Consider the following 1,638-nt stretch of genomic DNA (forward strand, 5'->3'; position numbering starts at 1 on the left):
GCACTTTCGTATAATTTAATAAACATCACTAAACTAAATTAACGAGGTGCCTTATGTATAAAAACTATAACATGACTCAACATACTCTACCAATGGAAACTTCAGTTCTTATCCCCACAAATGATATTTCACGACATGTAAATGATATTGTTGAAACAATTCCTGACAATGAATTCGACGAATTCAGACATCACCGTGGTGCAACTTCGTACCATCCTAAAATGATGTTAAAAGTGATTCTATATGCCTACACACAATCTGTATTCTCAGGTCGTAAAATAGAAAAAATGCTTAATGATAGCATCCGAATGATGTGGCTATCACAAAATCAAAAACCTTCTTATAAAACGATTAATCGATTTAGAGTAAATCCAAAAGTAGATGCTTTATTAGAATCTTTATTTATTCAATTTTACAGTCAGTGTGTAAAACAAAATCTTATAGATGATAAAGCTATTTTTATTGATGGTACAAAAATTGAAGCAAATGCCAATCGATATACATTTGTATGGAAAAAAAGTATTCAAAACCATGAATCAAAGATGAATGAGGATTCTAAAGCCCTCTACCATGAATTGGTAACCAATAAAATCATACCGGAAATTAAAAAAGATCATGATAATGAATTAACAAAAGAAGAAATAGATTTGATTGGTAGTCACTTAGATAAAGAAATCGAAGATTTAAACCAACATATCAACAATGAAAAATGTACTAAAACAAGAAAACAAATACGTCTCAAAAGAACTAAAATCAAAAAATACAAAAAGCAAATCAATGATTATTTTGAGCGAAAGTATCGATACGAATTTCAAAAATCTATTTTAAAGGATAGAAATAGTTATTCTAAGACAGATCATGATGCGACATTTATGAGAATGAAAGAAGATCACATGAAAAATGGACAACTTAAGCCAGGGTATAATTTACAAATAGCGACAAATTCCCAATTTGTTTTATCTTATAATGTGTATCAAAATCCAACGGATACTAGAACGATGATTCCATTTTTAAATTCAATTCAAGAGACCTACGGTCATTTACCTGAATATATTGTAGCTGATGCAGGTTATGGTAGTGAATCAAATTATAAGGCAATTATAGATGACTTTAATCGAACGCCACTCATAACATATGGAATGTTTATAAAAGATAAAACTAAAAAATATAAAAGTGACATCTTTAATACTCAAAATTGGAACTATGACGAAATTAATGACGAATTCATTTGTCCGAATAATAAACGGCTAGGTTTTAAAAGATATGCCTATCGTCATGATAAGTATGGTTATAAGCGAGACTTCAAATTATATGAATGTGATGATTGTTCAGAATGTCCTCTGAAAAATCAATGTATGAACTTCAATTCAAAAACAAACAAAAAAATAATGAAGAATTATAACTGGGAATATTTTAAATCCCAAATTAACAAAAAGCTTTCAGAACCAGAAACAAAAAATATCTACAGTCAAAGAAAAATTGATGTGGAACCTGTTTTTGGATTTATGAAGGCTATTTTGGGTTTCACTCGGATGTCTGTCCGAGGACTCAATAAAGTCAAAAGAGAACTTGGTTTTGTATTAATGGCACTTAATATAAGAAAAGTAGTAGCTCAACGAGCTGAAAATAATCAAAAAA

Annotated in this window: 1 protein-coding gene; it reads left to right on the top strand. The window is 29.5% G+C overall.

Annotated elements, in window-relative coordinates; genetic code table 11:
* Positions 1 to 53 precede the first annotated feature (53 nt).
* Positions 54 to 1,638, top strand: a 1,585-nt coding sequence (locus tag HMPREF3125_RS10360) for an IS1182 family transposase (protein ID WP_070453751.1), incomplete at its 3' end; no start/stop codon positions are given.

The organism is Staphylococcus sp. HMSC13A10 (assembly GCF_001808005.1).
In the GTDB taxonomy this organism is placed as follows: domain Bacteria; phylum Bacillota; class Bacilli; order Staphylococcales; family Staphylococcaceae; genus Staphylococcus; species Staphylococcus pasteuri.